The sequence below is a fragment of the Bradyrhizobium vignae genome (assembly GCF_004114425.1).
Taxonomy (GTDB): domain Bacteria; phylum Pseudomonadota; class Alphaproteobacteria; order Rhizobiales; family Xanthobacteraceae; genus Bradyrhizobium; species Bradyrhizobium vignae.
Genome location: NZ_RDQF01000020.1, coordinates 63,885 through 89,394, shown reverse-complemented (window position 1 = coordinate 89,394; position 25,510 = coordinate 63,885). Strand labels below are relative to the sequence as shown.

23 protein-coding genes are annotated in these 25,510 nt (G+C 64.3%); 8 read left to right on the top strand and 15 right to left on the bottom strand.

Features of this window, described 5'->3' with window-relative positions:
* Positions 1–467: 467 nt before the first annotated feature.
* From mnmG to EAV90_RS19020, 4 genes are all read left to right on the top strand, one after another.
* Complete coding sequence (mnmG, locus tag EAV90_RS19035) at positions 468–2,348, top strand: tRNA uridine-5-carboxymethylaminomethyl(34) synthesis enzyme MnmG (protein ID WP_129144350.1); 1,881 nt, start codon at positions 468–470, stop codon at positions 2,346–2,348.
* A 111-nt stretch (positions 2,349–2,459) separates the two neighbouring features.
* On the top strand, positions 2,460–3,131 hold the full coding sequence (gene rsmG, locus EAV90_RS19030) for a 16S rRNA (guanine(527)-N(7))-methyltransferase RsmG (protein ID WP_208738515.1): 672 nt from the start codon (positions 2,460–2,462) through the stop codon (positions 3,129–3,131).
* Between the two features lie 29 nt (positions 3,132–3,160).
* Positions 3,161–4,027, top strand: a complete 867-nt coding sequence (locus tag EAV90_RS19025) for a ParA family protein (protein ID WP_129144348.1) — start codon at positions 3,161–3,163, stop codon at positions 4,025–4,027.
* Between the two features lie 145 nt (positions 4,028–4,172).
* Positions 4,173–5,060, top strand: coding sequence for a ParB/RepB/Spo0J family partition protein (locus EAV90_RS19020; RefSeq protein ID WP_164937013.1), 888 nt, complete (start codon positions 4,173–4,175; stop codon positions 5,058–5,060).
* A 134-nt stretch (positions 5,061–5,194) separates the two neighbouring features.
* Here the strand turns inward: EAV90_RS19020 and holA are convergent, their stop codons facing one another.
* From holA to leuS, 3 genes are all read right to left on the bottom strand, one after another.
* On the bottom strand, positions 5,195–6,223 hold the full coding sequence (gene holA / locus EAV90_RS19015) for a DNA polymerase III subunit delta (protein ID WP_129144368.1): 1,029 nt from the start codon (positions 6,221–6,223) through the stop codon (positions 5,195–5,197).
* Positions 6,224–6,350: 127 nt separating this feature from the next.
* Positions 6,351–6,902 (bottom strand): LPS assembly lipoprotein LptE, encoded by a 552-nt coding sequence (lptE, locus tag EAV90_RS19010; protein WP_122400267.1) that lies wholly within the window; start codon positions 6,900–6,902, stop codon positions 6,351–6,353.
* Positions 6,889–9,513 carry a leucine--tRNA ligase gene (gene leuS, locus EAV90_RS19005; RefSeq protein ID WP_122400268.1) on the bottom strand — a complete coding sequence of 875 codons (2,625 nt, stop codon included), beginning with the start codon at positions 9,511–9,513 and terminating at the stop codon, positions 6,889–6,891. Before leuS ends, lptE begins: the two co-directional genes overlap by 14 nt.
* Before the next feature lie 190 nt (positions 9,514–9,703).
* Between leuS and EAV90_RS19000 the strand changes: the two genes are divergently transcribed.
* Positions 9,704–10,750: a GGDEF domain-containing protein gene (locus tag EAV90_RS19000; protein WP_208738517.1), complete on the top strand. Its 1,047-nt coding sequence runs from the start codon at positions 9,704–9,706 to the stop codon at positions 10,748–10,750.
* On the opposite strand, the gene EAV90_RS18995 is transcribed toward EAV90_RS19000, so the two are convergent.
* Positions 10,747–12,450 (bottom strand): diguanylate cyclase domain-containing protein, encoded by a 1,704-nt coding sequence (locus EAV90_RS18995; RefSeq protein WP_129144346.1) that lies wholly within the window; start codon positions 12,448–12,450, stop codon positions 10,747–10,749. The two genes, EAV90_RS19000 and EAV90_RS18995, sit on opposite strands and share 4 nt — an antisense overlap.
* A gap of 107 nt (positions 12,451–12,557) precedes the next feature.
* On the opposite strand from EAV90_RS18995, the gene EAV90_RS18990 reads away from it, so the two are divergent.
* A complete protein-coding gene (locus EAV90_RS18990) occupies positions 12,558–13,247 on the top strand; it encodes a YggS family pyridoxal phosphate-dependent enzyme (RefSeq protein WP_129144345.1) in 690 nt (229 codons plus the stop codon).
* Positions 13,248–13,508: 261 nt separating this feature from the next.
* On the opposite strand, the gene EAV90_RS18985 is transcribed toward EAV90_RS18990, so the two are convergent.
* Positions 13,509–14,078 (bottom strand): L,D-transpeptidase family protein, encoded by a 570-nt coding sequence (locus EAV90_RS18985; protein ID WP_162500053.1) that lies wholly within the window; start codon positions 14,076–14,078, stop codon positions 13,509–13,511.
* A 201-nt stretch (positions 14,079–14,279) separates the two neighbouring features.
* Between EAV90_RS18985 and EAV90_RS18980 the strand changes: the two genes are divergently transcribed.
* A complete protein-coding gene (locus tag EAV90_RS18980; RefSeq protein ID WP_008142830.1) occupies positions 14,280–14,966 on the top strand; it encodes a response regulator transcription factor in 687 nt (228 codons plus the stop codon).
* A gap of 58 nt (positions 14,967–15,024) precedes the next feature.
* Positions 15,025–15,468, top strand: a complete 444-nt coding sequence (locus tag EAV90_RS18975; RefSeq protein ID WP_122400272.1) for a cyclic nucleotide-binding domain-containing protein — start codon at positions 15,025–15,027, stop codon at positions 15,466–15,468.
* 66 nt (positions 15,469–15,534) lie between these two features.
* Here EAV90_RS18975 and xth read toward each other — a convergent pair whose 3' ends face one another.
* The 10 genes from xth to EAV90_RS18920 form a co-directional block, all read right to left on the bottom strand.
* Positions 15,535–16,350, bottom strand: a complete 816-nt coding sequence (xth, locus tag EAV90_RS18970) for an exodeoxyribonuclease III (protein ID WP_122400273.1) — start codon at positions 16,348–16,350, stop codon at positions 15,535–15,537.
* 132 nt (positions 16,351–16,482) lie between these two features.
* Positions 16,483–17,238, bottom strand: coding sequence for an outer membrane lipoprotein carrier protein LolA (locus tag EAV90_RS18960; protein ID WP_122406311.1), 756 nt, complete (start codon positions 17,236–17,238; stop codon positions 16,483–16,485).
* Between the two features lie 152 nt (positions 17,239–17,390).
* Entirely contained in the window at positions 17,391–19,868 is a 2,478-nt protein-coding gene (locus EAV90_RS18955; protein WP_129144344.1) for a DNA translocase FtsK, read from the bottom strand.
* 9 nt (positions 19,869–19,877) lie between these two features.
* A complete protein-coding gene (locus tag EAV90_RS18950) occupies positions 19,878–21,092 on the bottom strand; it encodes an aminotransferase class I/II-fold pyridoxal phosphate-dependent enzyme (protein ID WP_129144343.1) in 1,215 nt (404 codons plus the stop codon).
* A gap of 222 nt (positions 21,093–21,314) precedes the next feature.
* Positions 21,315–21,719 (bottom strand): GFA family protein, encoded by a 405-nt coding sequence (locus EAV90_RS18945; RefSeq protein ID WP_122406312.1) that lies wholly within the window; start codon positions 21,717–21,719, stop codon positions 21,315–21,317.
* Positions 21,720–21,923: 204 nt separating this feature from the next.
* Positions 21,924–23,372 (bottom strand): ammonium transporter, encoded by a 1,449-nt coding sequence (locus tag EAV90_RS18940; protein WP_122400277.1) that lies wholly within the window; start codon positions 23,370–23,372, stop codon positions 21,924–21,926.
* A gap of 37 nt (positions 23,373–23,409) precedes the next feature.
* Positions 23,410–23,748, bottom strand: coding sequence for a P-II family nitrogen regulator (locus EAV90_RS18935; protein ID WP_008142813.1), 339 nt, complete (start codon positions 23,746–23,748; stop codon positions 23,410–23,412).
* Positions 23,749–24,181: 433 nt separating this feature from the next.
* Positions 24,182–24,784: an ATP-dependent Clp protease proteolytic subunit gene (locus tag EAV90_RS18930; RefSeq protein WP_122400278.1), complete on the bottom strand. Its 603-nt coding sequence runs from the start codon at positions 24,782–24,784 to the stop codon at positions 24,182–24,184.
* Positions 24,785–24,825: 41 nt separating this feature from the next.
* Entirely contained in the window at positions 24,826–25,182 is a 357-nt protein-coding gene (locus EAV90_RS18925; RefSeq protein WP_129144342.1) for an SRPBCC family protein, read from the bottom strand.
* Between the two features lie 11 nt (positions 25,183–25,193).
* Positions 25,194–25,508 (bottom strand): ArsR/SmtB family transcription factor, encoded by a 315-nt coding sequence (locus EAV90_RS18920; RefSeq protein WP_129144341.1) that lies wholly within the window; start codon positions 25,506–25,508, stop codon positions 25,194–25,196.
* Positions 25,509–25,510 lie beyond the last annotated feature (2 nt).

The window sequence follows — 25,510 nt, the reverse complement described above, 5'->3', positions numbered from 1 at the left end:
CTGCAGTCCCTGTTTGCGGGTTCCGGTTGTTTCAGGTGAAACTGCGGCCCTGCTAAGTCACTCTAGGCACTATTGCCCGATCTGGCAGAGATGCACGTTTGAGCCAGCGGCCGCGCCTCAATCTCGTCATTGCGAGGAGCCCTTGCGACGAAGCAAATCCAGACAGCCTCCGCAGAGGATTGCTTCACCCGCTCGCAATGCCAGAGTGGGGCGACCGCCTCGCATCTAATCGGTACCTCCAGTAAACGAGGCAGTGGCTTAGTAGTACGCGTTTGATCCCCATCCTGGCAGAGAGCTTTTGATTTCGTTTCACGTGAAACACGAGGCGGAACAGGGCGCCTCCTACTGTGCATGGGGTTGTTTTCGCAAAATCGCTTTCAGCCGCAAGCCCTCGTTGTTTCACGTGAAACACGCGCCCGCCGAGTTTCCGCTTCCGGCTTTTTCCGCTCTGGGATAGAAGTCCGCCCATGCGAACAGAGCGAGAGAGTTTCGACGTCATCGTGATTGGCGGCGGCCACGCCGGCTGCGAGGCCGCGGCTGCGGCTGCGCGGATGGGGGCGGCGACGGCGCTGGTGACGCACCGTTTCTCGACTGTTGGCGCGATGTCCTGCAATCCGGCCATCGGCGGCCTTGGCAAAGGCCATCTGGTTCGCGAAGTCGACGCTCTCGATGGTCTGATGGGCCGGGTGGCGGATGCCGGTGGCATCCAATTTCGCGTCCTCAATCGCCGCAAGGGCCCCGCAGTCCGGGGACCGCGGGCCCAGGCGGACCGCAAGCTCTACGCGGCTGCCATGCAGGCCGCGATCCGGGACACTGAGGGCCTCTCCGTCGTCGAAGGCGAGGCCGATGAGCTGATCGTGGTCGAGGGGCGGGTGACCGGGCTCCGCCTGGCGGACCGTCGGGAGCTGCGGGCAGGGGCCGTGGTCGTCACCACCGGGACCTTCCTGCGTGGCCTGATCCACCTCGGCGAGAAAAACTGGCCCGCCGGACGCGTCGGCGAGGCCCCCGCGATGGGTCTTTCCAACTCCTTCGAGCGTGCCGGCTTTACTCTTGGACGGCTTAAGACCGGTACTCCGCCGCGCCTGGACGGCACCACGATCGACTGGTCCGCGGTCGAGATGCAGCCTGGCGACGAGCCCCCGGAGCCGTTCTCGGTCTTGACCGAGCGGATCACGACCCCGCAGATCCAGTGCGGGATCACCCGGACCACGGCCGCGACCCATGAGGTGATCCGGGCCAATGTCCACCGCTCCCCGATGTACTCCGGCCAGATCAAGAGCTCCGGTCCCCGCTATTGCCCCTCGATCGAGGACAAGATCGTCCGCTTCGGCGACCGTGACGGCCACCAGATCTTCCTGGAGCCGGAGGGGCTCGACGATACGACCGTCTATCCCAACGGCATCTCCACCTCGCTCCCTGAGGAGGTCCAGCTCGCGATCCTCGCGAGCATTCCCGGCCTTGAGCGGGTGAAGATGGTCCGCCCCGGCTACGCCATCGAATATGATCACATCGACCCCCGTGAGCTCGATCCGACCCTGCAGACCAAGCGTCTGCGGGGGCTGTTCCTGGCCGGGCAGATCAACGGCACTACCGGATATGAGGAAGCCGCCGGGCAGGGCATCGTCGCCGGCCTGAATGCGGCGCTCTCTGCCAGCGGCGCCGCGCCGACCGTATTCGACCGGGCGGATGGCTATCTCGGCGTGATGATCGACGACCTCGTCACCCGCGGGATCAGCGAGCCCTATCGGATGTTCACCTCCAGGGCCGAGTACCGGCTGACGCTACGGGCAGACAATGCCGATCAGCGGCTGACTGAGAAGGGGATCGCTCTCGGTTGCGTTGGCAGTGCCCGAACCCAGCACCATCGCGCCAAGATGGAAGCCCTGAATGCGGCGAGAGCGCTCTCGAAGTCACTGACGATCACCCCGAATGAGGCGATCAAGCACGGGCTGTCCCTGAATCGGGACGGCCAGCGCCGCTCCGCCTTCGAGGTGATGGCCTATCCTGATATCGGCTGGAGCCAGGTCCGTGCGATCTGGCCGGAGCTATCGGCCATCGATCCCATCATCGCCACCCACCTCGAGATCGACGCCAAGTACGACGTCTACCTGGAGCGCCAGAGCGCCGACGTCGAAGCCTTCCGGCGGGACGAGGGGATGGTGCTGTCGGAAGTCGACTACCAGCTGGTCCCCGGTCTCTCCAATGAAGTCCGTGCCAAGCTGGAGAAGGCGCGGCCATTCACCGTCGGCCAAGCCGGCCGGATCGATGGCATGACGCCGGCCGCGCTCGGCATCCTCGCGGCCTATCTCCGCCGCGAGGCGAGGAAGACTTCCAAGGCAATCGCATAGGCGTTTCACGTGAAACAGCGCGGACCGGGCGGAGACAGACCGCTGTTGCGACGATCCGGATCGGGCGAGGGCGGCGGGCGCCGAGGCGAGCCGGCACCGGCCAGCCCGAAGGTGGACAAGGCAAGCGCCAACGATCAATCGCTCGACGCCACTATCGCCGCCGACAAGGCTGCGGCGCTCAAGCTCGCTCCCGTTTCACATGAAACGGAAGCCCGCCTTGATCGGTACATCGCGCTGCTCCGCGAGTGGCAGGCCAAGACCAATCTGATCGCGCCGTCGACCCTGCCAAACCTCTGGACCCGGCACATCGCCGATTCGCTCCAGCTCGTCGATCTCGCGCCGGCCGCAAAGCGCTGGGCCGACCTCGGCAGCGGCGGCGGTTTCCCCGGCGTCGTGCTCGCCTGCGCCATGGCCGAGACGCCCGGCGCCAGCGTCCATCTCGTCGAGCGAATCGCCAAGAAGGCAGCGTTCCTCCGTGAAGCAATTCGCATTACCGCGTCTCCGGGAGTCGTACATCTCGCTGAGATCGGGGATAATGTGGATAGAATCACTGGCCCTGTCGATTGCGTCACCGCGCGTGCGCTGGCTCCGTTACATCAACTCATCGGCTTTGCGGAGCCGCTGATGCGTCCAGGCGCAAAGGCGCTATTTCTCAAGGGTCAAGATGTAGAGGCTGAATTGACCGAAGCCGCTAAATATTGGAATATTCAGCCTCAACTCCATCCGAGCCGAACCGGAGACGGATGGATCGTGGAACTGACGTCCGTCGAACGGCGCAGCTGAGGCGTTCAGGGGTTGAGTGGGGAATTGCGATGAGCGTGATTGACGAGCCGCAGCCAGAACCGGCCGCCCAGGAGACCAATGAGGTCCCGCACGGTCACCCGCGCATTCTCGCGCTGGCGAATCAGAAGGGTGGCGTAGGAAAAACAACCACAGCGATCAATCTCGGCACGGCGCTCGCTGCGATCGGCGAGCGCGTCCTGATCGTCGATCTCGATCCGCAGGGCAACGCTTCGACCGGCCTCGGCATCGATCGCCGCAACCGCTCCTGCTCGACCTATGACGTGCTGGTCGGGGAAGCGGCCTTGCGTGAAGCGGTGGTCTCGACCGCGGTGCCGCGGCTGCACATCGCGCCGTCGACCATGGACCTCTCCGGTCTCGAACTCGAGCTCGGCACCACGCCGGGCCGCGCCTTCAAGCTGCGCGATGCCATCGCCGCGCTCAACAACAACGTCTCGCCGGACGCCGACTACACCTATGTGCTGATCGACTGCCCACCCTCGCTCAACCTGCTCACGGTGAACGCGATGGCGGCGTCGGACGCGATCCTGGTGCCGCTGCAATGCGAGTTCTTCGCACTCGAAGGTCTGTCGCAACTCTTGCAGACGGTGGAGCAGGTGCGCTCGACGCTCAATCCGAATCTGTCGATCCACGGCATCGTGCTGACCATGTTCGACTCGCGCAACAATCTCTCGAACCAGGTCGTCGCCGACGTCCGCCAGTTCATGGGCGAGAAGGTCTACAAGACCATGATCCCGCGCAACGTGCGCATCTCCGAGGCGCCGTCCTACGGCAAGCCGGTGCTGGTCTACGATCTCAAATGCGTCGGCAGCGAAGCTTACCTGCGTCTCGCCACCGAAGTAATCCAGCGCGAGCGCGAGCTGCGCACGACGCATTAGTGGTGCCGTAGGGTGAGCAAAGGCGTCTTCGCCGTGCCCACCATCTTCCGCACATAAACAACTGGTGGGCACGCTTCGCTTTGCCCACCCTGCGATTTGAAATTCAGTTCTGGAGTGCTGCACCGTGAATCCAAGGGAGCTGGCGATGGCCGACGAAGCGCGTTCGCGACTGGGCCGGGGTCTTGCAAGTCTGATCGGTGATGTCGGCGGCGAGGCTCAGCATGTCGATCGTCCGCGCGCGCAGCGCAAGGTGCCGATCGAATTCATCAAGGCCAATCCGCGCAATCCGCGCCGCACCTTTTCCGACGCGGAGCTGAAGGAGCTCTCTGACTCCATCAAGCAGCATGGCGTGATCCAGCCGATCGTGGTGCGTCCGGTGAAGGGCGCGCATGACCGCTACGAGATCATCGCCGGCGAACGGCGCTGGCGCGCCTCGCAGATGGCCGGCCTGCACGAAGTGCCGATCGTGCCGGTCGACATCAGCGACAGCGATGCCCTGGAGTTCGCCATCGTCGAGAACGTGCAGCGCGAAGACCTCAACCCGATGGAAGAGGCGCAGGGCTATTACGCGCTCGCCAACGAGTTCAAACGCAGCCAGGACGACATCGCAAGAGTCGTCGGCAAGAGCCGCAGCCACGTCGCCAACATGATGCGGCTGACGAAGCTGCCGGCCGAGGTGCAGGCCTTCATCGCGACCGGTGAATTGACGGCGGGCCACGCCCGCGCGCTGATCGGCGTTCCCGATCCGCTCGCCGCCGCCAAGCGCATCGTCGAGGAAGGCCTCAACGTCCGTCAGGCCGAGGCGCTCGCGCACGAGGAAGGCGTGCCGGAGCGCAAGCCGCAGAAGGCACGCGCCACCGGGGGCAAGCAAAAAGACCCCGATACGATCGATCTCGAAAAGCGCGTCAGCGATGCGCTGGGTCTCAAGGTCACGGTCAATCACCGCGATCCCGGCGGCTCAGTGCAGATCAACTACCGCAACCTCGATCAGCTCGATGAGGTGATGAAGCGGCTGGCGAAGGGCGCGCTGTAGCGCCTTTTTCGACCCCAGTTTCTCCTCGCGTCATTGCGAAGGAGCGCCAGCGACGAAGCAATCCAGAATCGTTCCGCGGACGGACTCTGGATTGCTTCGCTTCGCTCGCAATGACGTGGCGAGCGATCGGAGGCCTAACCCCGCCGCCTCGCATTCGCGGCGATCGCCATCAGCGTGCGCTGGGCGATGGCGGCGGCTAGCGTCGATTGCTTGCGGGTGTCGAGCGCGGCAGTCGCGAGCTGCTCGATGATGGCGGCGAGCCGCGCCGGGCTGAAATTGCGCAGCGCGGTTTCGACTGCGGGCTTTCGCGAAAAATGCAGGCGTGGAAAGCCGCCGTCGAGCACGGCGGAGGCCGGCGTACCGTCGGCGATCGCGAGCGCGGATTTGTGCAGCCACGCAGCCTGCCGCTGGGCGGCGGAGATGATCACGCCGGGATAGGTGCCTGCGATCATGGCCTTGGCGAATTCGGTCTCGACGATGTCGGGTCGCCCGGCAAAGGCGCCGTCGACGATCGGGTCGAGCTTCAGCTCCGACGCGTCGGCGACAACGGCCATCACGTCATCCAGCGTGACCTCGCCTTTGCCGTGGGCGTAGAGCGTCAGCTTGCGCAGCTCGTTGCGCGAAGCCTGGCGGTCGCCGCCGAGGAACGACATCAGCGCCGCGCGGGCGTCCTGCGCAATGCGCAAATTCGCGATGCGGAGCTCGTCCTCCATCAGCTTGGCAAGGTCGCGCTCGGTGTCGGGATAACAGCCGATCGCGACCGCCGTCTTGGCGCGCTCGCAAGCCTTGCGCAGCGGCGATTCCGGGCGCAGCTCGCCGGCCTCGATCACGATGCGGCAATCCTTCACGTTCATCTCGGCCAGCGTGTCGATTCCGCCAGCAAAGCTGCGCGAGCCGGCGCGAACGCGGATGGCGCGGCGGCCGCCGAACAGCGGCACGGTCATGGCTTCGTCGACGATACGCGAAGGCTCGGCGGCAAGCTCGTCGCCGTCGAGCTTGACCAGCGAGAACGGATCATTGGGATCGTCGACGGCCGATGCGATCAGGGCATCGGCGCGCTCGCGCACGAGGCCGGCATCGGGACCATAGAGCAGGATGATCGGACGGCCCGCATCGGGGCGGGCGAGGAAAGCGTCGATCTCTTTTCCACGCAGCGCGACCATGGCCCTAACTGTCATCCCGGCGCGCGCGAAGCGCGAACTGCGGCGCGTTCGCGCGCCTGAGAATCTCGATCAACAATCTCTGGATTCCGGGTTCGCCCTTCGGACACCCCGGAACGACGGAAATGAACTAGGTGCCCGCGGTGAAGAACGAGGCGAGCCGGGTGGTGATGTTCTCGGCGATCTCGTTGGCGGCGCGATCCTCGGCATCGCGCACGGCGCGGGTGCGCGAGAAGCGTTGATAGGATCCCGGCATGTCATAGGATACGCGCGAGAAGGTCGAGCCGGTCATGACCGACTTGCCGGTCGCAACCTCGATCAGATTGTACTGGGCGTCGATGCCGAGATTTTCGCTGGTCGGCAGTCCCGTCGCGGCGCTGACGATCAGCGAGGAGCGGCTGGTGGTGAACCGGATGTCCAGCCGGTGGGTCGGCGGCATGCCCGTCGCCGTGCCGTAAAGCTTGAAGGCCAGCGCATTGCGGATTTCGACGCCAACGCGGGCCTCTCGGGATGCATTGGGCTTGTTGATCGGCGGGAGCTCGACCCCCATCAGCTTCTCGCGCAGGCCGGGGGTGCCGTCGGTGCGTTCGGCATACATCGGCTGGAAGCAGCCGGCCGTCAGCGCCGCCAGCGCGGCCACTGCCAGCAAGCGGGCTGCGATGCGGATCCTAGCCGACAACATTGACGATCCTCTTGGGAACGATGATCACCTTGCGGACGGGCTTGCCATCCAGGGCCAGCTTTACCGCATCGAGGGCCAAAACGGCAGCCTCGATTTCCGGATTCTGGGCCGCTGTTGCAACTGTGACCTCACCCCGCTTCTTGCCGTTGACCTGGACCACCAGGGTCACGCTGTCTTCAACCAGCAAATCGCGTTCGATTTGGGGCCAATCGGCCTCCGAAACCAGTCCCTCGTGTCCAAGAATCTGCCAGCACTCTTCGGCCAGATGCGGCATCATCGGCGAGAACAGCTGGACCAGAATCTGGCTTGCTTCCCGGATCGCCCAGGCGAGATCGGCCGGGGGCTGGCCGGGGCGCTGGAGCACCTCCGAGAACGCATTGGTGAATTCGCGGATATGGGCGAGGCAGACATTGAAGTGCAGCCGCTCGATACCGGTGGTGACCTTGTCCAGCGCGCCGTGGGCGGCCTTGCGCAGGGCAGTGGCGTCCGGGCCAAAGCTGGCCGGCCGGGCTGCCGGCGCACTCTTGCCGACTTCGATGGAATCGTTGACCAGCCGCCACAGCCGCTGCACGAAACGCGAGGCGCCCTGGACGCGCTCGTCGCTCCAGATCACGTCACGGTCGGGCGGGGAGTCCGACAGCATGAACCAGCGCGCGACGTCGGCGCCGTAGGTCTCGATGATGTCATCAGGATCGACCGTGTTCTTCTTCGACTTCGACATCTTCTCGATCGGGCCGATCTGGATGTCTTCGCCTGTGGTGAGCAACGTTGCGCGGCGTCCGTTGCCGCCGACCTCGACCTTCACCTCGGCCGGCTGCACGTAGGTGCCGTCGGCCTTCTGGTAGGTCTCGTGCACCACCATGCCTTGCGTGAACATGCCGGCGAACGGCTCGTCCAGCGCAATATGTCCGGTCGCCTTCATCGCGCGGGTGAAGAAGCGGCTGTAGAGCAGATGCAGGATCGCGTGCTCGACGCCGCCGATATACTGATCGACCGGCAGCATCCGGTTGGCGACCGCAGGCGTCGTCGGCGCGGCCTCATTCCAGGGATCGGTGAAGCGCGCGAAGTACCACGACGAATCCACGAACGTGTCCATGGTGTCGGTCTCACGCTGCGCTTTGCCGCCGCATTTGGGGCAGGCGACGTGCTTCCAGTTTGGATGATGATCGAGCGCGTTGCCCGGCCTGTCGAAGGTCGCATCCTCCGGCAGCTTCACCGGCAAATCGGCATCCGGCACCGGCACCACATCGCACTTCGGACAGTGAATGACGGGAATCGGGCAGCCCCAATAGCGCTGGCGCGAAATGCCCCAGTCGCGCAGGCGGAAATTCACCTGACGTTCGCCGACCGGCGCATTGCCGCGCAGCTCGCTCTCGAGGCGCTTCGCCACCTCTTCCTTGGCCTGATCGATGGTCATGCCGTCGAGGAAGCGCGAATTGATCATGCGGCCGTCACCGTCATAGGCGGTGTCGGTGATGACGAAGGACTTGGGATCCTGGCCTTCGGGGCACACGACCGGCGTGTTGCCGAGATTGTACTTGTTGACGAAGTCGAGGTCGCGCTGATCGTGCGCCGGGCAGCCGAAGATCGCGCCGGTGCCGTATTCCATCAGCACGAAATTCGCGACATAGACCGGCAGCTTCCAGGTCGGGTCGAACGGGTGCACCGCGCGGATGCCGGTGTCGAAACCCTGCTTCTCCGCGGTGTCGATGATCTCCTGGGCAGTGCCGATCTTCTTGATCTCGGCGATGAACTCCGCAAGTTTCGGGTTCTTCGCGCTAGCGGCCTGTGCCAGCGGATGATCCGCCGAGATCGCCATGAACTTCGCACCGAACAGCGTGTCCGGGCGCGTCGTGAAGATCTTCAGCTCGCTCTCGCCGGCCGGCGTCGTCGCCGCATCCAGCGCGAAGCGGATCAAGAGGCCTTCCGATCTGCCGATCCAGTTGCGCTGCATCAGCCGCACCTTGTCGGGCCAGCGTTCCAGCCCGTCCAGCGCGGACAGCAGCTCCTGCGAGTACTTCGTGATCTTGAAGACCCACTGGTTCATCTCGCGCTGTTCGACCACAGCACCCGAACGCCAGCCGCGGCCGTCGATCACCTGCTCGTTGGCGAGCACGGTCATGTCGACGGGGTCCCAGTTCACCTTCCGCTTCTCGCGCTCGGCGAGACCGGCGCGCAGGAAGTCCAGAAACATCTTCTGCTGGTGCTTGTAATAGGAGGGATCGCAGGTCGCGATCTCCCTGGACCAGTCCAGCGACAGCCCGATCGAGCGGAGCTGCTTCTTCATCGCGGCGATATTGTCGTAGGTCCAGGCCTTCGGCGCGACCTTGCGCTCGATGGCGGCATTCTCGGCCGGCAGGCCGAACGCGTCCCACCCCATCGGATGCAGCACGTTGAACCCCTTGGCGCGCATGAAGCGGGCCAGTACGTCGCCGAGCGTGTAGTTCCGGACATGGCCGATATGGATGCGCCCGGACGGGTAGGGGAACATCTCGAGCACATAATATTTCGGCCGCGGGTCGTCGTTCTTCGAGACGAAGATCGCCTGCTGGTCCCAGGTAGCTTGCCAGCGCGGTTCGGCGTCGCGGGCGTTATAGCGTTCGGAGGTCATGGAATCGTTGGGTTTTCTTGGGTTCGGCCGTCTAAAGACGGCGGACTAGGCCATAGAAGGCCTCAGGGGGTCAATGGGTTGCCGCGTTTTGAAACTTTGACCACGCCTCCGCATAACTACGAGGGCTGGCGTTGGGGTGTGATTAAGGGGTCGATGCCAATTTGCGGCCCGACAAGGCCGCATGAACGCGATGGATTCCAGCTTCGACGATCCCGATTACGACTATGCCGCGTCCGTCGCCGGGCGGGCGATGCGGAGCATGGCCGAACAGCGGATTGCACCGACCCCCGCCAATTTTGCCGTCTGGTTCCAGTATTTCGCCGGCACCCAAGACGATCTTCGCAACGCCGTCGATTTCCTGATCGACCACAATCGTCCCTTTGACGCCCGAACCAATCAGGGTCTGTTCGAGACCTATGTCGCGCCCCAGGTGGGTACCGTCGCGGTCGAGACCTCCGAGCGGCTGCAGGCACTCATGGGGGCCGCGAAGGAGTTTCTGGCGACTGCGATCGCCGACAATCATTCGCAGATGCAAGTCATCAGCCAGGTGGCCGACCAGGGCAGGGCCGGCGTCGATCCAAAACTGCTGGTCGCCCAGCTCATGAACGAGCTGGCGCGGGCCGCCACAAGGGCGACACGGCTGGAGGCAGGCTTCGCGGAAAAGACCCGCGAGCTCGACGTGATCCGCGATTCGCTGTCGAGGTCCGAGCAGCGCGCCCGGACCGACATGTTGACGGGCCTGGCGAACCGGCGGGCGCTCGATGAGTTCCTGCGCAAGGCGCAGGCGACTGCGGAATGGGGCGAGCCGCTCAGCGTGCTCTTGCTCGACATCGACCACTTCAAGTCCTTCAACGACAATTTCGGCCACGGCGTCGGCGACCAGGTGCTGCGCCTGATGGCCAAGGTGCTGCGCGAAAAGGTTCGCGCGCAGGATCTGCCGGCCCGCTATGGCGGCGAGGAGCTGATCGCGGTGCTGCCGGACGCCGATCTCGCCACTTGCACCGGGATCGCCGAACGCATCAGGCGCGCGATCGCCGAATGTACGATCACGCGCCGCTCGTCCGGCGAGACCCTGCCCAACATCAGCGTGTCGATCGGCGTGGCGCAGTACCGAGCGGGCGAGGCGATTACCGATCTGATCGAGCGTTGCGACCGCGCGCTCTATCTCGCCAAGGGCGGCGGCCGCAATCGCGTGGTGACCGAGATCGAGCTCGAGCGGGCCGGGGCTGCGGGTTAGGCGTTAGCCGCCAGCATCATCTCAGTCGGGCCGATCTCGATCGCCTGCACGCCGTGCTCGACGACGTTGTTGCGGCCGCGATGCTTGGCGGCGTAGAGCGCGGCGTCGGCGGCTTCGATCAGGTCGCCGGGACGCAGGGTCTCATTCGGCTTTGTCGCGGCAACGCCGATCGAGACCGTGACGATCATGTGGTTCGAGGTGATGTGCGGCAGGCAGAGTTTCAGCACGGCCGCGCGCACCTGCTCGCCGATCTCAACGGCGCGCGTCACGTCGGTGTTCGGCAGCAGCAGGCAGAATTCCTCGCCGCCATAGCGCGCCGCAAACCCCATCGTGTCGGCGGCAATGCCGGACAGCTGTTCGCCGAGCCGCGTCAGGCAGGAATCGCCTTCGAGATGGCCGTAGGTATCGTTGAACAGCTTGAAATGATCGACGTCGATCATCAGGAGCGCGAGGTCGCTGCCGTACTGCTGCGCGCGCATCCACTCGAAATCGAGTCGGCCCTGGAAGCCGCGGCGATTGGCAAGCCCCGACAGCATGTCGATCGAGGCCATCACCGTCAGGCGGTCGTTGCTCGCGATCAGCTCGCGCTCGCGCTGACTGAGCTGGGCGGCCATCGCGTTGAACGCGCGGGCGAGAGGCACGAACTCGGCCGGCAGCCGACTGCGTGCCGCACGGGCCGACAGGTCGCCCTCGCCGAGACGCTTCGCCATGTCGGCGAGCATCTCGATCGGCTTGATCACCAGTTTCTCGGCGGCGATCAGCGCGCCGAGCAGGACGAACATGAGGACGAAAGCGAGCTGCAGATACGCGGTGCGGATGTCGCGGCTGACCGCTGCGGACACTTTGTCTTCGTCGATGCTGGCGATCAGGCGGGCATTGGTTCCGGCGATGCGGATAAAGCTGACCGCACGGCGGGAGCCGTCGGCGGCGAGGAAAGACAGTGAACCCTCGTCCTGGTCGGACCGCAGCGCCTTGTCGGCGATCGCGGACATCAGCGGCATGTTGTCGAGCGGACGGCCGACTGCGCTGTGCTGATCGGCCGGAGCCGCCAGCACGGTGCCCGCGCTGTCGACCAGCACCGCGGTGATGCCGGCACGACCGCCCAGATTGCTCATGACCTTCGACATCCAGTCGAGATTGACGGTGGCGAGCACGACGGCATCAGGTACCCCGCTGAAGGCGGAGACCGGATAAACCGCCATGACCGTCGGTGACGGCACCGGCCGCGACATGATGAAGTCGCTCAGTATGAAGCCGCCGGTTTCCTGTGCCTGCTGGAAGTACGGCCGGTCACTGAGATCGAGGCCGACATACATGTTGTTGGTGGCGCATTGGATGCGCCCGTCCTGGCCGGCGATCAGAAGCGTGCGGATCCAGGGAAGGTTCGACGGCAGACTAGCGCGCAGCACGTCGCAGCTCTTGCTGATGCCGCCGGCGGAGGCACGGATGAAGGCTTCCGATTTCAGGATGGTCTCGACCGACGAGATCACCTCACGCTGCGCATCGGCGCTGTGCCTTGCCACCGTGGTGAATTCGGCCGCAGCTTGCGCGATCTGCCGCGCGCGCGTGTTTTCGAGCGAACGGATGCGCTCGAGCATCAAGGGCGCCACAAGAATCACCGCGAGCAACGCGAGCCGCGCCCGGATTCCGAGAACCTGCTTGAGTTTCGCTCGTTTGCGGTTGAGACTGACGCTTGCCATCTTCGCTACCACCCCATGGGCTAAGGTAAAGCGAAGGGTTCAAAAACTGTTTCTTGAACTCGGTAAAATTGGACTTAACTCCGGGCTACGAACAGCCAAGAGACGTCATGACAGAAGCCAATGCCGCGCCGGTAACCGGCCATTCACCAAACGCGCTTGCCGCGGTTGAAGCCGAAATTGCACGCGCCTGCAGGGACGCACAGCGTGATCGTGCTGCCGTGACGCTGATTGCGGTGTCCAAGACTTTCGCGGCGGATGCAATTACCCCGGTTATCGCCGCCGGGCAGCGCGTATTCGGCGAGAATCGGGTGCAGGAGGCCAAAGGCAAGTGGCCGGCGTTCACGTCTGTTTACCCCGATATCGCGCTGCATCTGATCGGGCCGCTGCAATCCAACAAGGCGAAAGACGCGGTCGCGCTGTTCGACGCCATCCATTCGGTCGATCGCCCGAGCATTTGCCAAGCATTAGCCAAGGAAATCGAATCCCAGAACAAGCACCCGCAGCTCTTCGTCCAAATCAATACCGGCGAGGAGCCGCAGAAGGCCGGCGTCGCGCCCGGCGAGGCCGACGCGTTCCTTGCAAGCTGCCGCGACACTTATGGGCTGACGATCTCCGGACTGATGTGCATACCGCCGGTCGACGAGCCGCCAGCGGCGCATTTTGCGCTGACCGCAAAGATCGCCGCGCGCAACGGGTTGAAGAATCTCTCGATGGGCATGAGCGCGGATTTTGCGACCGCCATCATGTTGGGCGCTACCCATGTGCGCGTCGGCAGCGCGATCTTCGGGCATCGGTAGCTGCCGTCGGCGAGGGCCGATGTTGCCCTAACTCTGTCGATTTCGTCATTGCGAGCGAAGCGAAGCAAACCAGAGTCCCTCCGCGGAAAGATTCTGGATTGCTTCGCCGCAAGGGCGCCTCGCAATGACGTGTGGAGAGAGATGGGCTCGCAATGATGGCGGAGTGTGCCGCGCCTACACAAATGTCACCGCCCTGCCCCTCGCCGAGCCGGATCATCTGGTTGTCGTGACGATCCCGTGGATCCTCGTCGAGCATGCCCCTCACCCGATGATGATTTTTGTTCGCGGGCCCAAGCGCCGCAGCAATTGCAGCATCGCAGATTTGGTCATGGAGACGCAGCCCGCGGTCGGGCCGAAATTGTCGCGGGCGAGGTGCAAGAACACCGCACTGCCGCGGCCGGCGATGCGTGGTCGCGTGTTGTGGTCGATCTCGACGATGAAGTCGTAGAGATGGTCTGCCCGCTTGAGCCGGTCACCGCCCTGCCCCTCGCCGAGCCGGATGCTCCGGTTGTAGTGACGATCCCGTGGATCCTCGCACCAGGCGTCCACGCCGGTGATCATCCGCGTCGGCAAGAACGTCTGGGGCCGGCTGTGCCGGTCACCCCGCCACCACAACCGCATCGGACGGAAGCTGCCCCTGGGGGTGCCGCCGTCGCCCTCGCGCTTGTTGGCCAGAATGCCGCCCCGCCCCAGCGCCACCGGGATGGTCAGTGCTCCGGCCGTCAGCCAACCCCTGCGCGGATTGCCGGCGGCAGGCCTAACACGGATCGCGGAGAGCGGCCTGGCGCTTCGATTCCTGGCGTAACCAACTGATGCTGCTTTATTTTTCATGTGAACGTGGAATGTCGGATTCATTACAGGACATTCATCAAAACGCCCTGATATTCTGAGTTAGAGTGGTTCTGGCTTGTGAATCGGTAACAGCCCACTACTTCAACACGAACAATAATAATAACGGCGACCCTAAACTTTCCCTCGCGGCTGGGTGCGGCATGGATGCGCGCCGAGCCGGACCTAAAAGGATGACCCCCCATGGCCAATGCCCGCAAGATCCTGATCGTGGATGACGATACCGATCTGCGCGATACGTTGGTGGAGCAATTATCGCTACACGAAGAATTCGAGGCTTCCGCCGTCGATACCGGCGCCAAGGGTGCGAGCGCCGCCAAAGCCAATTCTCCCGATCTCGTCCTGATGGATGTCGGACTGCCCGACACCGACGGCCGCGAGGTTGTCCGCTCCTTGCGGAAGGGCGGCTTCAAGGCGCCGATCATCATGCTGACCGGGCATGACACCGATTCCGACACGATCTTGGGCCTGGAATCCGGCGCCAACGACTATGTGGCAAAGCCGTTCCGCTTCGCCGTTCTGCTGGCCCGCATCCGCGCCCAGCTTCGCCAGCACGAGGCCAGCGAGGACGCGGTGTTCTCGGTCGGCCCCTACTCCTTCCGCCCGGGCTCGAAGATGCTGACCGCGGCCAATGCGCGCAAGGTCCGCCTCACCGAGAAGGAAACCGCCATTCTGCGTTTCCTTTACCGCGCCGGCCAGATGCCGGTGTCGCGCGAGACCCTGCTCCAGGAGGTCTGGGGCTATAATTCCGGCGTCACCACCCATACGCTGGAAACCCACATCTACCGCCTTCGCCAGAAGATCGAGAAGGATGCGGCCAACCCGGAAATCCTGGTCACGGAAGCCGGTGGCTACAAGCTGGTGCCGTGATACGCTTCGGGGGCGCGCGAATCGTTTTAGATGGCGTGCCCTTGAGCCTCGGACCTGAATGTCAATCGACGACGACGTAGCGCTTCTCGAGCGTGTCCCGACACTGCGGCTGTTGGGAGACGCCTCGTTGCGCATGCTGGCGATCGGTTCCGAGCAGCGCGATTTCGTCCGCGGCGACGTCCTGTTCAATCTCGGCGACGCCGCCGATGCCGGCTTCGTGGTCCAGCGCGGCGCCTTCCGGGTTGAGGACGGCGCCGGCGCCGAGATGATCGCAGGTCCCGGCGCGCTGATCGGCGAGCTCGCGCTGGTGGTGCCGATGAAGCGGCCGTCGAGCGCGATCGCGCTGGAGCATTCCTCCGTCATCCGCGTCGCACGCAGCCTGTTCCAGCGTGTGCTCGAAAGCGATCCCGCCGCGGCCGTACGCCTGCGCGACGAATTCGCGGTGCGCTCCAGCCAGATCGCCAGCGATATCTTGATGGCGGGCGCGAAGCTGACGTCGTAGCTCTCTCCGCTCGTCATTCCGGGCGCACCACAGCTCGCGCTCCGCGCGCCCCGCAATGACAGGGCCTCACACCTCCAGCGTCACCGTGACAGGCACGTGATCCGACGGCCGCTCCCAGCTGCGCGCGTCGCGCAGAATCCTGAAATCCTGCACCGCGTCTTTCAGCGCGCGCGAGACCCAGATGTGATCGAGCCTGCGGCCGCGGTCACCGACGGTCCAGTCGGCGGAGCGGTAGCTCCACCACGTATAGACCTTCTCCGACATCGGAATGCGCTCGCGCGCGACGTCGACCCATTCGCCGGCGGCGAGTGCCGCCTTCAGCTTCTCGGTTTCGACGGGCGTGTGCGAGACGACTTTCAGAAGCTGCTTGTGCGACCAGACGTCGTTCTCGTGCGGGGCAACGTTGAGATCGCCGACCAGGATATGGCGATCCTCACCGCGCGGATGCAGCGGCTCGCACGCCGTCATCTCGTCGAGGAAGCGAAGCTTGTGGTCGAATTTCTCGTTCAGCGCGGGATCGGGAATGTCGCCGCCCGCGGGCACGTAGAAATTATGCAGCACCAGCGGCTTTGCGATGCCCGCGTTCTCGCCGAACGACACCGAGATGTGCCGCGAATCCACCTTATCGCAGAAGGTGCGGATGTCCTTCGATTCGAACGGAATCTTCGAGACGATGGCGACGCCGTGATAGCCCTTCTGACCGTTCAGCGCGACGTGCTCGTAGCCGAGCCGCTTGAAGCGCTTCATCGGAAAGGCGTCGTCGATGCACTTGGTCTCCTGCAGGCACAGCACCTCCGGCCGCGCGCTCTTGACAAATTTCGCGACCAGATCGATGCGCAGCCGCACCGAATTGATGTTCCAGGTTGTCAGGGAAAGACGCATGGGGACGATCTAACAAACTCCATCCGTCATGGCCGGGCTTGACCCGGCCATCCACGCCTTTTTGTAGCACCCAAAACGTGGATGCCCGGGACAAGCCCGGGCATGACGACCGTCGGAGCAACCCATCAGCTCTCAACCCGGCGACGGGCCGTAATTGGTGAAATCGATCTTGAACATGCTGGGATCGAGCTTCTTGCTCGAATCCAGATTGTAGACCGCGATCGTGGTGTCATAGCCCTGCGGATCGGTGACGGTCCACTGCTTGAGCTGGCCGTCCTTGGCACCGAACATCAGGAGCAGCCGGCTGGTGCCGACCAGCGCCTGCTTCTCCTCGATGGTGACGCTGACATAGACGTCGTCGGCCGAGACGTTGACGACGTTGGTGTCCTTCATCAGGTCGATGCGGTCGGACAAGAGAAAGCGCAGCGGCGTCTGCGACAGCGGATAGACGTCCTGGGTCGCGAGCTTGCGATCGCGCACCACCAGGGACGAACCGTCGGCGATGATGTCGATCGGGCTCGGCGCGTCATATTCGAAGCGTACCTTGCCCGGCTTCTGGATGTAGAAATCGCCCTGCGTCTTGCTGCCGTCGGGGCCGACCTGGACGAAATTCCCGACCAATGTCTGAAGCGACGACAGATAGGCGCTGACCTTGGCGGCCTGTGCCTTCTGGTTGGCATCGAAGGTCTGGAAGATGCTGCTCGGCACGTTGCGCCGCGGATCCGGAATCACCGGATTCGGCGGGGTCTGCGTCGCGCCGGTGACGGCTGGGCCACCGCCGGCCGGAGCGCCATCGCGGCCCTTCGGCGCAGGCTTCGGCACCGGCACGGTCTGCGCGAGCGTCGCACCGGTCGCCATCGCGGCGGTGACGAGAAGCACGCCGGCCACGCGCGCGCTTCGCGCGGCGATGAGGGCAGCGAATCGAATGTCCGGATGTCTGATCAACGCGTCGTCCTGTATGGCTGGGCGCCTTTTAGCGTGATTTCGGGCAAAAGCAGATATCGATTTTGCGTGAAATTAGGTTTCAGAGGCTCCTCGCCTCACATATGGCTGTCTTCTTCCTCGACCAAAATCTCGCGCTTGCCGGCGTGGTTGGCGGGACCGACGATGCCTTCCAGTTCCATGCGCTCCATCAGAGACGCGGCGCGATTATAGCCGATTTGCAGGCGGCGCTGGATGTAGCTGGTCGAAGCCTTGCGATCGCGTTTGACGATCGCAACCGCCTGCTGGAATAGATCGCCGCCGCCATCCCCGCCCATGCCGGTGGCGTCGAACACGGCGCCGTCCTCGTCCTCGGTCGGCTCTTCTGCGGTGACGGCTTCGAGATATTCCGGCTGCCCCTGCGTCTTGAGGTGACGCACCACTTTCTCGACTTCCTCGTCGGAAGCGAACGGACCGTGCACGCGGCTGATGCGGCCGCCGCCGGCCATGTAGAGCATGTCGCCCTGGCCGAGCAGCTGCTCGGCGCCCATCTCGCCGAGGATGGTGCGGCTGTCGATCTTGGAGGTGACCTGGAAGGCAATGCGGGTCGGGAAGTTCGCCTTGATGGTGCCGGTGATGACGTCGACCGACGGGCGCTGCGTCGCCAGGATCACGTGCAGGCCGGCGGCGCGCGCCATCTGCGCGAGACGCTGCACCGCGCCTTCGATGTCCTTGCCGGCGACCATCATCAAGTCGGCCATTTCGTCGACGATGATGACGATGTAGGGCAGCGGATCGAGCGAGAGCTTCTCTTCCTCGTAGATCGCCTTGCCGGTCTCCTTGTCGAAGCCGGTGTGCACCGTGCGCGTCGGCTCCTCGCCCTTGGCCTTCAATTCGAGCAGGCGCGTGTTGTAGCCGTCGATGTTACGCACACCGAGCTTGGCCATGTTCTTGTAGCGCTCCTCCATCTCGCGCACGGCCCATTTCAGCGCGACCACCGCCTTTTTGGGGTCGGTCACGACGGGCGTGAGCAGATGGGGAATGCCGTCATAGACGGAGAGTTCGAGCATCTTCGGATCGACCATGATCAGCCGGCACTGATCAGGGCGCAGCCGGTAGACCAGGCTGAGGATCATGGTGTTGATCGCGACCGACTTGCCCGAGCCGGTGGTGCCGGCGATCAGCATGTGCGGCGTGCGGGCGAGGTCGATGATGACGGGCTCGCCGCCGATGGTCTTGCCGAGGCAGAGCGGCAGCTTCGCGACCGTGTCGGTCGCTTCCTTCGCCACCAGCAATTCGCGCAGGTAAACCTTCTCGCGATGCGCGTTCGGCAGCTCGATGCCGATCGCGTTGCGGCCGGGCACGACGGCGACGCGGGCCGAGAGCGCGCTCATCGAGCGGGCGATGTCGTCGGCAAGACCGATCACGCGCGAGGACTTGATGCCGGGCGCCGGCTCCAGCTCGTACAGCGTGACCACGGGGCCCGGATTGGCCTTCACGATCTCGCCGCGCACGCCGAAATCCTGCAGCACGCCTTCGAGCGAACGGGAATTGGTCTCCAGTTCGGCCTTGCTCAGCGGCTGGCGATCGCCAGCCTTCGGCGCGGCCAGCATGGAGACGGACGGAAGATCGAACTTGTCGGAGGATTTCTTGGAAGCGGCCTTCGTCGCAGCCCTCTTCTTCGGGGCGCGCGCGGCGGGCTCCTCCTCTTCCTCCTCCTCGACCTCTTCTTCCTCGTGCTCGTCTTCGTAGTCCTCGTCCTCGGCCTGCGGCGAGATCGAGGGTGCGGCGCGGCCGCCGCCGAGATTCGGCTCCTGGCGGCTGAACTGAGCGGCCTTGGTCTTCGGTCCGCTCGAGACCAGCGCGCGGTAGGCAGCGCCCAGTAGCCAGATCAGCCGGGCCTTCGTGCTCATCAGCGCATGGAACAGCCAGCCCAGCGACACGGAGCCGCGATCGCTCTCCTCGTCCTCGTCGAGCGGCTTGTCGTCGTTCTCGATCTCCGCAAGCTCGTCGTCGTGCTCGCGTGCGCCGAGGCCGCAGGCGATCAGGAAGCTCGCGGCCATCGCGGCGAACAGGATCGTGCCCAGCACCATGCGATAGATCGTGCCGGCCGGTCCGAAAATCACGGCGGGCGCGCGCACCAGGGCATCGCCGACCACGCCGCCGAGTCCGGTCGGCAGCGGCCATGCGCCGCCATGCGGCCAGCAGCTGACGAAGCCCGCCGCGATCACCGTGCAGAGAATCCAGGAGCCGAGCCGCAGCGCCTCGCGGTCGAACGGGCGATGCGTCATCATGCGCCAGCCCCAGACCGCAACCGTCAGCACCAGCATGATCGCGCCGAGCCCGAGGATCTGCATCGCAAGGTCGGCGCCGATGGCACCGGCATAGCCGAGAATGTTGCGGATCGGCCGCGAGGTGGCGTGGCTGAGGCTGGGATCCTGCACCGACCACGTCATCAGCGCCGCCGAGGCGACACCTGCCAGCGCGATCATGCCAAGCCCGGTAAGCTCGCGCATGCGCCGCGCCAGCCCCTCGCGGATCGAGGGCGGCAGATGAGCGACCAGTGGAATGACACGTTCGATTGCCGACATGCTCACGGGCCCCGCCTAACCCAGAGTCTCGACCAGACGGTGCAGCGCCTGCGCCGTCGTCTCGCCATCCTGCACCAGCGCGAGGCGGATGTAGCCCGCGCCGGGATTGAATCCGTCGGGCTGCTGTCGCGCCAAGAAGCTGCCGGGCACCACGCGCACGCCTGCTTCCTTGAAGAGCTTGAGTGTCACCGACACGTCGTCGCCGACTTCTGAGGTGTTGAGCCAGACGCAGAAGCCGGCATCGGGGCGGCGATAGCCGTAACGATTGCCGATGATCTGGTCGGCGAGATCGAACTTGATCCGGTAGAGCCTGCGGTTCTCCTCGACATGCGCCTCGTCGCCATAGGCGACGGTCGCGACATGCTGGAGCGGCACCGGCACCTGGGGCGCGGCGATGTTGCGCAGCTCGAGGAACATGCCGATGAATTTCTTGTCGCCGGCGGCGAAGCCGACGCGCAGGCCCGGCAGGTTGGAGCGCTTCGACAGCGACTGGAACGCAACGACGCGGGTGAAACCGGGACCGGCACATTCCAGCGCGCTGCCGGGGGCCTCTCGGGTGTAGATCTCGGAATAGCACTCGTCGCTCAGGATCACGAAGCCGTAGCGATCGGCGAGCTGCTTCAGTCGCTTGAAATAGTCGGGCCTCGCGACCGAGCCCTGCGGATTGGCGGGCGAGGCCAGATAGAACGCCACCGTGCGCGCCAGCGTCGCCTCATCGATGGCGTCGAGATCGGGCAGGAAGCCGTTCTCGACCGTTGTCGGCAGATGGACCGGCTCGCAAGCGGCTGCGAGCGCGCCGGCGCCATAGACCGGATAGAACGGGTTCGGCATCAGGATCGCAGGCTTGCCGGGGCGCGGGCCGACATAGCGCGCGGCCGCCATCGCGGCGAGGAACAGCCCCTCGCGGCTGCCATTGAGGACGAGAATCTCGCTCTCGGGGTCGAGCGGCCGCGGCAGCTTGAATCGCGACGACAGCCAGGCGCCGGCGGCGTGGCGGAACGGGTCGGTGCCCTTGTTCGCGGGGTAACGGCCGAATTCGGCGATGTGCTTGGCCAGCACTGGGCCGACGAAGTCGGGCACGGGATGCTGGGGCTCGCCGACCGCAAGCGAAATCAAGGGCTTGCCCGGCTGATGCGGGGCCAAAAGCTCATTCAACCGGACGAAAGGCGAGCGCTCGGAATCGGAGCTTCCACTGGCCTGCGGCGCACGGGATGAAGCGGTCATAGCCATTCTTGACGCCAGCACTCTTGGAACGGCCGGTCGCTACCATAGGCGCCGGCGGGAAGCGGTTCAGTTCACCATAGATAGGGCGAGGTTAAGACGCGATTAACCATCGGCCGCCGCTCCCGTCCAGAGCGGGAATAATGGGACCGGATTGCAACGGGATGCATGGCGGCTCCCACCTCTCCCGCTTGCTTGCGGGAGGGGGCGCACCGCCTTCGCGGCTCGGTCTTAGTGCCCCGGCAGCTTCTCGAAGGTCTTCATGCCTGCGGGGATGGTGTGGAACTCCTGCATGTCGCAGGTGTAGATCGCCATCTGCGGCTTGAATTTTTCCGGCTCGTCCAGTGTGCCAACCTTCACGACTGCGGCCGGCAGGCCTGGAACCTTGGTCACGAGGTGCGTGCCGCATTCGGCGCAGAACTCGCGCGTGACGGCGCGTTCGAGATCCTTGCGCCTGAACTGCTTCGGTTGGCCGGTGATGTAGGTGAAGCCTGCCGCCGGCATCGCGATGAAGGTGTTGGGTGCGCCGCCCGAGATGTATTGGCACTCGCGGCAATGGCACTGCGCCTGCATCATCGGGTCGCCCTCGGCGACATAGCGCACCTCGCCGCAATAGCATCCGCCTTCCAAACGCATGACGACCTCCCGATTGTTGTTCTTGAGGTCGACATTTCTGCGCCGGCTTCGCGGAATGGCAATCTTTTTCTTCAACGCGCCGATCAAAAGAAAGGGGCTCCAGCTTGCGCTGGAGCCCCTCAACGGTCGGGGCATTGCCGGGTATGTGCCCGAACCGTAGTTGTGGACGCGGTCCCCTAGGAGACCGCGCCCGGGAGGAGACGGTTACATGTTGTAGGCGCGCTCGGTGTGCTCGGTGATGTCGAGGCCTTCACGCTCGCTCTCGACATTGGCGCGGAGGCCAACGATCACATCGACGACCTTGTAGAGGATCGCCGAGCCGACGCCCGACCACACGAGCGTGGTGCAGACGCCCCAGAGCTGGGAGATCATCTGCGCCGCGAAGTCGTAATCGGCAACCTTGGGCGGGATGGCGGTGTAGTCGATGATGCCCGCACCACCGAGCGCCGGGTTGACCAGAATGCCGGTGCCGAGGGCGCCGACGATGCCGCCGATGCAGTGTACGCCGAACACGTCGAGGGAGTCGTCGTAGCCGAGCGCGTTCTTCACGACGGTGCAGAAGAACAGGCAGACCACGCCGACGACGAGGCCGAGGACGATCGCACCCATCACGCCGGCGAAGCCGGCAGCGGGCGTGACGGCCACGAGACCCGCGACAGCGCCGGAGATGACGCCGAGCACTGACGGATGACCCTTCACGATCCACTCCGCGAACATCCACGACAGCGCGGCGGCTGCGGTGGCGACGAAGGAGTTGGTCATGGCGAGCGCAGCGCCGCCGTTGGCCTCCAAGTTGGAGCCGGCGTTGAAGCCGAACCAGCCGACCCAGAGCAGCGAGGCGCCGATCATCGACATGGTCAGCGAATGCGGAGCCATCAGCTCCTTGCCGTAGCCGACGCGCTTGCCGATCAGGAGAGCGCCGACGAGGCCTGCGATGCCGGCGTTGATGTGCACCACCGTGCCGCCCGCGAAGTCGATCGCGCCCTTCTTGAAGATCCAGCCGGCGTCGGCGTTGATCTCGTCGAGCTTGGCCTGCGCCGCGGTCTTCGCCGCCGCATCACCCGCCGCAGCCAGCGCCTTGGCCGCATCCTGGATCGCGTCCGGGCCGGGCCAGTACCAGACCATGTGCGCGATCGGGAAGTAGATCAGCGTGACCCAGAGCGGAATGAAGAGAGCGATGGCCGAGAACTTCATGCGCTCGGCGAAGGCGCCGACGATGAGGGCGGGCGTGATCGCCGCGAAGGTCATCTGGAAGCACATATAGATGAGCTCCGAGATGTTGGCGTCGACCGAGAAGGTCGCGGCCTTCGAGTCGGTGGTGACGCCCATCATGAAGGCCTTGGAGAAGCCGCCGATGAAGTCGGAGCCGCCGGTGAAGGCGAGGCTGTAGCCGTACACGGCCCAGATCACGGTGACGACGCAGACGGTGTAGAACACCTGCATCAGTACCGAGAGCATGTTCTTGGAACGGACGAGGCCGCCGTAGAACAGCGCGAGACCGGGGATCGTCATCAACAGCACCAGCACTGTCGATGTCAGCATCCAGGCGTTGTCTCCCTTGTTGACCGTTGGCTCGGCGTAGGCTGCGGTCGCAGCGAACAGGCCGACTGCGAGAGCCGCCAATCCCGCGCCATAGGGACGCTTGAACGTCATATTGTTTACTCCTGATTGGATAAGGTTGAGCGCGAAGTCAGAGGGCCGCGGCATCGGCCTCGCCGGTGCGGATGCGAACCGCATGGTCGAGATTGATGACGAAGATCTTGCCGTCGCCGATCTGTCCGGTTTTCGCCGCGGACGTGATGGCGTCGATGGTCTTGTCGACCTGGTCGGAGGCGACAGCGACCTCGATCTTGATCTTGGGCAGGAAGCTCACGGCATATTCGGCGCCGCGATAGATTTCCGTATGGCCCTTCTGGCGGCCATATCCCTTGACTTCCGTCACCGTGAGACCGTGAACGCCGATGGCGGTCAGGGCGTCACGGACTTCTTCAAGCTTGAATGGCTTGATAATCGCCATAACAATTTTCATGGGTCCTATCCCCGCTTGGGCCCGGTCCGGACGTGGCCGGGCGTTTCTCGACTGGTTCGCCACGAGGGAGAATTTTCACTACGCGGGCACAGCCGGACCCCTTAGAATCAAATGCCGTGCCAGATCAGCCTCATTGCCTAACGGATTATGAAAACGGGCGTTTTCGCGGTTGACTGGTATTGCGCTGCGGTGCGCTATTACGTCGCGCTCAAAACGTGGTCACGTCTGCTCAAATCTCGGGCACGACAGGCCGTCGACACAATGTTGCTCACGTGCCGGGCAGCGGGAAGGTAATTACGTAGCGCACGTGCCTATCGCAGGGCTTCGCCCTGCTGCAAACCATCCACCTCTCAGGTTCCTGCTCACGCGATACGCGCTGCAAGCCGGACTTCCTGATCCAAGCCTGGGGGGCCGAAGGCCGCCATTGGGTCGATCAGGCGGCGTCGCGCGCCGCAAAAACCCGATCGATCAATCCCCATTCGACGCCTTGCTGCGCAGTCATGAAGTGGTCGCGGTCCAGCGTCCGTTCCACCTCCTCCTCGGACCGCCCGCAATGCCGCGCATAGAGCCGGATGATGCGTCGCTTGGTTTCCTGCATCTCGTTGGCATGGATCAGAATGTCGGATGCCTGGCCCTGAAAGCCGCCGAGTGGCTGATGGACGTGAAGGCTGGCGTTCGGCAGGGCCGCGCGGTGCCCGGGCTCGCCGGCCATCAGCAGGAACGAGCCCATCGAACGCGCGGTGCCCATGCACAGCGTATGAACCGGCGCCTTGATGAATTGCATGGTGTCGTACATCGCGAGGCCGCTGGTGACCACGCCGCCATAGGAATTGATGTAGAGATTGATCGGCCTGTTCGGGTTCTCCGCTTCCAGAAACAAGAGCTGCGCGCAGACGAGGCCCGACATCGCATCATTGACCTCGCCGTTGAGGAAGATGATCCGCTCGCGCAAAAGCCGCGAGTAGATGTCGAAGGATCGTTCGCCGCGGGCGGATTGTTCGACGACCATAGGGACGAGCTGAAGCATGTCGCGCATCGGCGACCTCCATGTCTGCAGGGGATGAAGTCCGTTTGGTGTTAAGCCGCCGCGCGCATCACGCAGCAATTGCTGTTGGCGGCTTGCGGCAGCTTTGCGCCGATGTCGCAGGCCTGCTGGATGATGCGAAAGCGGGTGCCGCCGTCCTCGTTCGGTTCGATCCGGAAGATGACGTGGCTTTCGCGAAACGGCGGTTCGGAATCGCGAAGCCGGTAGCGCACCTCCTCGCCCGCGATCGACGATTCCGGCTCGGCGCCCGCAAGATCGCAATCCGGCAACCAGCGCTCGCGCAATTCGGGAATGGTCACGGCGCGCCAGACCTTTGTTGGCGGTGCATCGAAATCGAATTCGAGCACGAGCGCTTCGTTCGGACGATCAGGCTTTGCGGCGTCGCTCATTGAGCCAGTCCTTATTGGTCCATGTCCTTCAGGAGATCGGCAAGTGCTTCCATACGCTTCGGCCAATAGGCGCGATAGCGCGCGAGCCATGCCCCGATGGCGACAATTCCGTCCGGGTCGACTTCGTAATTGACAAAGCGGCCCTGCCGCTGCTCGCGCACGAGACCTGCCGCGCGCAGCACCGACAGATGCTGCGACATCGCTGGCTGGCTGATCTCCAATCCATCGCGCAACGCGCTGGCATTCAGGCTTCCGCCAGCGAGTTTCTCAAAGACCTTGCGGCGTGTCGGGTCTGCCAGCGCCTTGAAGATGTCGGCTTCGGTCATGA